The sequence below is a fragment of the Allosalinactinospora lopnorensis genome, assembly GCF_000981225.1.
GTDB lineage: Bacteria > Actinomycetota > Actinomycetes > Streptosporangiales > Streptosporangiaceae > Allosalinactinospora > Allosalinactinospora lopnorensis.
The window spans coordinates 40,234-47,251 of sequence record NZ_LAJC01000044.1; the positions used below are offsets into that span (position 1 = coordinate 40,234).

Annotated in this window: 4 protein-coding genes and 1 riboswitch; all 4 genes read right to left on the reverse strand. The window is 68.8% G+C overall.

Features of this window, described 5'->3' with window-relative positions:
- Nucleotides 1-121 precede the first annotated feature (121 nt).
- The 4 genes from VS93_RS16490 to VS93_RS16505 all read right to left on the reverse strand — a co-directional run bounded on the left by VS93_RS16490 (nt 122) and on the right by VS93_RS16505 (nt 6,619).
- The gene (locus tag VS93_RS16490; RefSeq protein ID WP_046470808.1) at nt 122-1,195 is read right to left on the reverse strand and encodes a ribonucleotide-diphosphate reductase subunit beta; all 1,074 of its coding nucleotides are present in this window, start codon (nt 1,193-1,195) and stop codon (nt 122-124) included.
- Nucleotides 1,196-1,288: 93 nt separating this feature from the next.
- The gene (locus VS93_RS16495; RefSeq protein WP_046470809.1) at nt 1,289-3,790 is read right to left on the reverse strand and encodes a ribonucleoside-diphosphate reductase subunit alpha; all 2,502 of its coding nucleotides are present in this window, start codon (nt 3,788-3,790) and stop codon (nt 1,289-1,291) included.
- A 156-nt stretch (nt 3,791-3,946) separates the two neighbouring features.
- A riboswitch (cobalamin riboswitch) is annotated at nt 3,947-4,208 on the reverse strand.
- A 160-nt stretch (nt 4,209-4,368) separates the two neighbouring features.
- Complete coding sequence (locus VS93_RS16500) at nt 4,369-4,923, reverse strand: hypothetical protein (RefSeq protein WP_046470810.1); 555 nt, start codon at nt 4,921-4,923, stop codon at nt 4,369-4,371.
- A gap of 46 nt (nt 4,924-4,969) precedes the next feature.
- On the reverse strand, nt 4,970-6,619 hold the full coding sequence (locus VS93_RS16505) for an NYN domain-containing protein (RefSeq protein WP_046470811.1): 1,650 nt from the start codon (nt 6,617-6,619) through the stop codon (nt 4,970-4,972).
- Nucleotides 6,620-7,018 lie beyond the last annotated feature (399 nt).

Consider the following 7,018-nt stretch of genomic DNA (forward strand, 5'->3'; position numbering starts at 1 on the left):
GACGAACCGCCGGCGCCCTACCGGAAGCAGGGCGCCGGCCGGGAGAACCCCGATAACTCCCGGACTCCTCCCGGAACCGCCCCCTCCCTCCACGATGAGGGAGGAGAGCGGGTCTTCCCGGTCAGTCCCAGTCGAGGCCGCCGCCGGTCTGGTACTCGATCACCCGGGTCTCGAAGAAGTTCTTCTCCTTCTTCAGGTCCATCATCTCCGACATCCACGGGAACGGGTTCTCCGTCTCACCGAAGATCGGCGCCAGGCCGATCTGCTCGGCGCGCCGGTCCGTGATGAAGCGCATGTACTGCTCGCACAGCCCGGCGTTGAGGCCGAGGATCCCCCGCGGCATCGTCTCGCGCCCGTAGGCGACCTCCAGCTCGCACGCCTCGGCGAGCATGGTGCGCACCTCGGCCTGGAACCCCTCACTCCACAGGTGCGGGTTCTCGATCTTGATCTGGTTGATCACGTCGATGCCGAAGTTCAGGTGGATCGACTCGTCACGCAGGATGTACTGGTACTGCTCGGCGATGCCCACCATCTTGTTCCGCCGCCCCAGCGACAGGATCTGGGCGAACCCGGTGTAGAACCACATCCCCTCGAAGACGACGTAGAACGCCACCAGGTCGCGCAGGAACGCCTGGTCCGCCTCGGGGGTGCCGGTGCTGAAGTCCGGGTTCTCCAGGTTCTGCGTGTACCGCAGCGCCCAGGTGTCCTTCTCGGTGATGGACGGGATCTCCCGGTACATGTTGAACAGCTCGCCCTCGTCCAGGCCGAGGCTCTCGCAGATGTACTGGAAGGTGTGCGTGTGCACGGCCTCCTCGAACGCCTGGCGGAGCAGGTACTGGCGGCACTCGGGATTGGTGAGGTGCCGGTACACCGCCAGCACGATGTTGTTGGCCACCAGGGACTCCGCCGTGGCGAAGAAGCCGAGGTTGCGCTTGAGCATCAGCCGTTCGTCCTCGCTGAGGCCATCGGGGGACTTCCACAGCGCGATGTCCGCCTGCATCGCGACCTCGGTCGGCATCCAGTGGTTGTTGCAGCCGGCGATGTACTTGTCCCAGGCCCAGTGGTACTTGAGCGGGAGCAGCTGGTTGACGTCGGCGCGCGAGTTGATCATCGCCTTGTCGTCGACGCTGACCCGGTCGGCGTCCCGCCGGATCTCGCCGAGGCCGGTGGTATCGGGGTCGAAAACGCTGGTCATAAAGGGTAATCAGCTCTTTCGCGGTCAGGGGCGGCGCGGGGGCTCCCGGCGCCGCCCCGGCGTGCGTGGGGTGTGCGCGGCGGGTGTGCCGCCCTACTGGCAGGCCTCGCAGTCGGTGTCGTCGACGGAGCAGGCGGCGCCCGCGTCGGAGTCGGGTGCCGGCGGGACCGCCGAGGGGCTCGGCGCGGGCGAAGCGGCGGAGACGCCCGGAGCCGGTGCCGCGGCGACCGCGTTGAGCCGGCCGTCGGTGCCCTTGAGCGTGCTCTTCTCCACGTGGGTCGCGCTCTGCGAACGCAGGTAGTAGGTGGTCTTGAGTCCCTTGCGCCAGGCGCGGCGGTAGAGCTCGTCGAGCTTGCGACCGCTGGGCCCGGACATGTACAGGTTCAGCGACTGCGCCTGGTCGATCCACTTCTGCCGCCGCGACCCCGCGTCGACCAGCCAGGACGGGTCGATCTCGAAGGCCGTCGCGTACAGCTCCTTGAGGTCGCCGGGGATCCGGTCGACGCGCCCGAGACTGCCGTCGTGCAGCTTCAGCTCGGCGACCATCTCCTCGTCCCACAGGCCCCGATCCTTGAGGTCGCGGACCAGGTAGGGGTTGGCCACGGTGAAGTCACCGGACATGTTCGACTTCACGTACAGGTTGCGGTAGATCGGCTCGACCGACTGGCCGACACCGGTGATGTTGGCGATGGTCGCCGTCGGGGCGATCGCCATGACGTTGGAGTTGCGCATTCCCACGGTGCGCACCTGAGTGCGCAGGGTCTCCCAGTCCAGTCGCTCCGTCGTGTCGACGTCGAGGTCGCCCCCGCGGGCTTCGGCGAGTGCGCGCAGCGAGTCGATCGGCAACACGCCCTTGCTCCACAGCGAGCCGTCGAAGCTCTCGTACGTCCCGCGCTCCGCGGCCAGCTCCATCGACGCCGTGATCGCGTGGTAGGAGATCAGCTCCATGCTCTCGTCGGCGAACTCCACCGCCTCCCGGGAGGAGACCGGAAGGCGCTGCTGGAACAGCGCGTCCTGGTAGCCCATGACGCCCAGCCCCACCGGGCGGTGCCGCATGTTGGCGCGCTCCGCCTCGGGGATCGTGTAGAAGTTCACGTCGATGACGTTGTCGAGCATCCGCACAGCGGTACGGACGGTGCGGCGCAGCCGCGCGGCGTCGATGCCCTCCTCCGTTACGTGCCGGGCCAGGTTGACCGAGCCGAGGTTGCACACGGCGACCTCGTCGGCGCTGGTGTTCAGGGTGATCTCGGTGCACAGGTTGGACGAGTGCACCACACCGGTGTGCTGCTGCGGGGAGCGCAGGTTGCACGGGTCCTTGAAGGTGATCCACGGATGGCCGGTCTCGAACAGCATCGTGAGCATGCGCCGCCACAGGTCCACCGCCCGCACCCGGCGCCACACCTTGATCCCGCCGGCCTCGGCCGCCCGCTCGTAGGCCTCGTACCGCTCGGCGAACGCGGTTCCGTAGAGGTCGTGCAGATCGGGGACCTCGTCCGGGGAGAACAGCGTCCACTCGGCATCGGCCTCGACGCGCCGCAGGAACAGGTCGGGCACCCAGTTGGCGGTGTTCATGTCGTGGGTGCGCCTGCGCTCGTCCCCCGTGTTCTTGCGCAGGTCGAGGAACTCCTCGACGTCGATGTGCCACGTCTCCAGGTAGGCGCAGACGGCGCCCTTGCGCCGGCCTCCCTGGTTCACGGCCACGGCGGTGTCGTTGGCGATCTTCAGGAAGGGCACGATGCCCTGGCTCTTGCCGTTGGTCCCACGGATGTGGGCACCCATCCCGCGCACCGGTGTCCAGTCGTTGCCGAGGCCGCCGGAGTACTTGGACAGCAGCGCGTTGTTGCTGATGCCGTGGAAGATCGAGTGCAGGTCGTCGCCAACGGTCGTGAGGAAGCACGAGGAGAGCTGGGCGCGCTGGGTCCCGGAGTTGAACAGCGTCGGCGTCGAGCACATGAAGTCGAAGGAGGAGAGCAGCTCGTAGAACTCGACGGCGCGCGCCTCGCGGTCGTCCTCCCGCAGTGCGAGGCCCATGGCCACCCGCATGAAGAACGCCTGCGGAAGCTCGTACCGGGTTCCTTCACTGTGCAGGAAGTAGCGGTCGTACAGGGTCTGCAGGCCGAGGTAGTTGAACTCCAGGTCGCGCTCCGGGCGCAGCGCGGCGCCGAGACGGGCCAGGTCGAACTTCGCGAGTTCGGGGTCGAGCTGGCCGAGCCGCACGCCGCGCTCGACATAGGACACCAGGTAGTCGGGGTAGCGTCCGGCCATCTCGGCCTGCCCGGCCTCGTCGGGGCGGCCGGAGAGGAAGGTCAGGGCTTCGCGGCGGAGCTTGTCCAGCAGCAGCCGCGCGGCGACGTGGGAGTAGCCGGGGTCGGTCTCGACGAACGACCGCGCCGCCATGACCAGCGCGAGTTCCAGCTCCTCGGAAAGGATTCCCGGGTAGAGGTTGCGCCGGGTCTCGGCGAGAACCGCCTCCTCCGACACCCCCGCGAGTCCCGCGCACGCTTCGCCGACCAGCAGAGCAACCCGCTCCATCGGATCGGCGGGAGGGTTCGCGGACGCCGGCTCTGCCGAGGCGACATCGGTGTCGAAGGTCATCGTGGCTCCAACCAGGTAGTGCGGAAAACCGGTCGGGGCTTCGAGGTGTGTACCGTGCGAAGAAGGGCGAAGCGCGGCGCCGGCCGTGCCGGTCCGGTGGCCGGAGGTCCCTCTGCTTCACGGCGGCCCACCCTCGAGGCCCCGCTTCTCATGCGCGCCCGGCGCGCACTGGTGGTAGGTCTTCGGACTCGCGGGCGGCTGCGGCCGGAATCCGGCCGGGCCTACCGGCCGTCGCTCCCCGGGGCCGTGGCGTGGCGCCCAGTGCCTGATGACGGCGTTCGGAAGCGCGCTCACGTGCGTCGTTCGCGCCGCTGTTCGTTCCCGCTCACCGCTGCGGGGCAGTCCCGGACTCGCACCGGGTTCCCTCTTGCCTCACCGCGGGGCGTGCCCTTGGTGAACCACCAGCGGAAGCGATACTACATCTAGTGTCGAAGGGCAGTGAACATCGCAAGATAGGCGTGTGTCACCCGGGAATCCGCTGACAGCGCGCCGCGGTCCGTGATACGCAGGGCGCGGCCCATGCGTCCGAGGTGAACCCCGCCGACCGCGCCCCGGCGCGGGTCTTCCCGCGGCCCCGCTCAGTCGTCGAGCAGCCGGTCGAGCGCGTCCTCTTTCAGCCCCAGATCCATCCGGATCCGGAAACGCGACCGTAAGAGCTCTGTGAGGAGATCGTGGATGTAGGGGGTGACGTCCTGGTGCCGGAATCGCTGCACGCCGAGGGTCGCCCAGCTGTGCGCCCCCTCCAGGTCGCCGTGGGCCTGCAGGGTCTCGGCGATGTGGATGTAGGTGGGCAGGTTGCGCGGACCCTCGACCCGCATGTGCTCTAGCTGCCCGTAGGCGGCGTCGATCAGGTCGAGCTCCAGGAGGGCGCCGGCCAGCAGGGCGCGGGCGTCGATGATGGTCACGCCGCCGTCGTCGATCGCACGCTGGTAGGCGGCGGAGGCGCGTTCGTACTCCTGGGCCATCTCCCACTGTTCACCGGCGCGGACGAAGAGCTCCGCCCGGGAGATCTCGCTGTCGGCGTCGACACTGTTGGCCAGGTCGAGGAGTTCCTGGGCGACATCGACGTGGTCACCGGACTGCACGGCTCGGAATTCCAGCCGATCAAGATCGGCCGTCGTCACGCGGGTCACTGTCACCCTCCCTGCGTCCTCGCCGCCACACGGCGCGTCCCGGCCGCTAGGTCCGAGCGCGTTCCAGAGCGTCCCAGAACCCCTGCCGCAGCGATTGGCGGACCTCGTCACGCAGCAGGAAATCGACCGGCAGCGCCGAGCCCTGCAGCAACCGCGCCTCCAGGTCGGAAGGCAGTCTGGGTCTGCGGGCCAGCACCGCCTCCAACCACAGGGCCGGTGCGTCACGCGCTATCGCTTCGGCGAAGTCGTTCCCCTCTCGGCGCGCGACATGCACCGCGTCTTCGATCGTGCGGGCCACCGACGCTCCGGGAGGGATGTACCCCACACTCGGCGTCGGGTCGGTGTAAGGGCCGTGCTGGACCCTTGGATCGGGGTGGGGGCCAGTAGCGGTCCCGGATCCCTCGCGGGGTCCGGGAGCATTCCTGAAGCTGGCTTCAGCCTTCGTACTGGCCCCAAAAGTAGGGTTTGGGCCGGTGTTACCTCCAAACCCCGGGTTCTCCCCTGTATTAGGCCCGTATCTGGGATCCGGTGGCGGCGCGTTTCTGGGCGGCGGCTGCCCGCGCTGCTCGTACTGCGGCGGCTGCCCGCCTCCCATCATCGGAGGGTGCTGCGCGCCCGTCTGGTGCTGCGGTGGAGGCGGCGGGGCCGGCCGGTTCTGCGGCTGCGGGGGACCGTACCCCTCAGGAGCCGGGCCGCGCATACTGGGGTGAGCTCCGGTGGGCGGATTGCCGAACGCCGGATTGGGACCGGTGGGCGGGTTGGCCGCCATCCCCGGATGCGCCCCGGTGTTCTGCGCCTGCGGAGGTGTCTGACCGCCCGAAGGGAACCCGTTCGCGTCGATCGGGCCCGAGTTGTTCGACCGCGGCGCGTTCCCGGAACCGGGCTCCTGCGGAGCGAGGTGGTCGCCGCCCCTGTGCTGGGCGAGGCTCTGCTGCATCGCCCGCAACTGGTCCATGGCGTTGCCGCTCATGGGCTGCTGCCCACCGGTGTTCGCGAACATCGCCTCAAGCCCGCCGGAGGACGTGGTCGCCGGTTCCACCCGCGAAGCCCCGGCGTGTGCTGTGACGGGTTGCCGTGTAACGTTCGCCGCCGTGTGCCCTTGGCCGTTGCTGAGCGGGGCGGCCGGTACGGACTGCGCGGCCTCGCCTTCGGCACCGGCGCCCGAGAGCAGGTTCACATACGGGCGCAGGTGACCGGCGCCGATCTCGATTAGGTCGTCGCACTCGCGGCGCAGCGCCCGCGAGATGGTCCAGTTGCCCTCGACGGAAATGTGCATGACGGTGACCCGGACACCGAGGTCCTGGACGTCCGACACGACCTGGGCCATGTCCTCGTCCCCACTGACAAGGATCGCCTCGCACAGCACCCCTGTACGCGCGAGCGTCGTCAGGTCCCGTTGCACATAGCTTTCAACACCCTCCCGCCTGCCTGGACGGATACGCGCAGCTCGGAACTTTATCCCGGGGATGTCCGCGATGCCGTCCTGCTCCTGAGTACGGCGGCCGTCGGCCGTCGCCTCGTACCAGTAGCACCGCAGCAGCGAAAGACCCGTGCGGTCACGCGCCACCTCGTTGAGGAGACGGGCGAGACCCGCGTAATCCCATGACACGGAATCGCGGTTGCGGGTTCCGTGCACAGCCATCGCGCCGTCGGCGAGGAGGTAGCCGGCGTCCACGAACAGCGCGCAGCGATCCACGCGACACCGCCCCCTTCCCTTGTTCTGGTCGTCCGGTCGGGGAAAACGAGGTCAGAGTTCTCCGGCGATCGGCGTTCGACCAATAGATAGGCCAGGCCACAGCCTAACCAAGTCTGCGGCGATTCGGATGCCGCCCTTGGCACTCGAAACCGCCCTCCGGTTCGGGAATCGCGCGCCCCGGGCCGGGTGTCCCCGGAAACACGCCCATACAAGGAGGCGAGGGCGCCGCATCCTATTATCCGATAACCGGATCTCAATGAATGCCCCATAGCGTTCACCGGATGGCCGTGTGTGGCCAAGCGTTCTTCCACACAGCGCGCAAGGCCGGGAACACCGCGTTCCGCGAACGGGCCGCCCGCCCGGCCCCGACCCACCGGGGCCGGGCGGGCCGGGTGACCG